Annotated in this window: 1 protein-coding gene; it reads left to right on the top strand. The window is 46.0% G+C overall.

Annotated elements, in window-relative coordinates; all coding sequences use genetic code 11:
• A partial coding sequence (locus tag R7F07_RS25575) for an FAD-binding oxidoreductase (protein WP_318110718.1) occupies positions 1 to 1006 on the top strand: 1006 nt, incomplete at both ends.

Here is a 1006-nt window from a genome sequence, read left to right as displayed (position 1 = left end):
CGATCAATACTCAACGTGGCACTTTTCGTGAGAGCAAAGAACCGCTCAAAACGTTGCAACAGTTCCGCGCCAATGAACGAGGTGGTGTGTTCTTTGGACAAAACCTTGTGGCGCGCAATGAGGGCATTATTCGCCAAGGCGATAAAGTTGAAGTGCTCGAATATAAGGAGCCGGAATTTTATCCGGACAACTCACCTGTGCGAATGACGCTGACGTGTGTTGAGCGTGAAGAGATTGCTCAAGATTTTGTGACCTTATGGCTAGAACCGAGCAAAGGCTCTTTACCAAACTACTTACCGGGCCAACATTTGCCGATAGAGGTGGACATCAATGGTAAGAAAATTGGTCGTAGATATACCTTATCGTCTAGCCCATCTCGCCCTGGTCGCTATGCTATCTCAGTTAAGCGTATTGCAGGTGGCCGCGTGTCGAATGCCTTGTTAGACAACCTACAAGTCGGTGATGTATTAGAGGCAGAAAACCCAGATGGTCCGTTCCACCTTAAAACGCATGATGCGCAGCCGCTACTATTGCTGTCGGCTGGCAGTGGTGTTACTCCAATGCTGTCGATGGTGCGCTATCTTGCAGACCACAATCAACTGAATGACGTGGTGTTTTACCATCAATGCCGTACTGAGCACGATATTCCATGTCGCTCAGAGTTAGAGCAATTAAAACGCGAACATTCAGGGCTGGAAGTGAAAATCTGTTTAACGCAACCAGCGGTGGATTGGTTTGGTCTTAAAGGGCGTTTAAGTCTGTCTCATATCAAGCAAATCAAAGACGTTGAACAACGACAAGTGTTTGTTTGTGGGCCTGATGGTTTCATGCAAAAAGCCAAAAACTTATTGTTGAAGAAAGGTTTGCCAGAGGCGCATTATCATCAAGAAGCCTTTGGTGTTTCTGCTGTGGAAGCAAGACCAGAAAAAGAGGTTGAGATTGAATTCAATGGCTTGAAGATCCAAGGCAACAATCAAAAAACGCTCTTGGATCAAATTGAAGATGC

Source organism: Vibrio sp. YT-16 (assembly GCF_033337405.1).
GTDB classification, from domain to species: domain Bacteria; phylum Pseudomonadota; class Gammaproteobacteria; order Enterobacterales; family Vibrionaceae; genus Vibrio; species Vibrio alginolyticus.
This window is presented reverse-complemented; position numbering and strand designations above follow the sequence as displayed.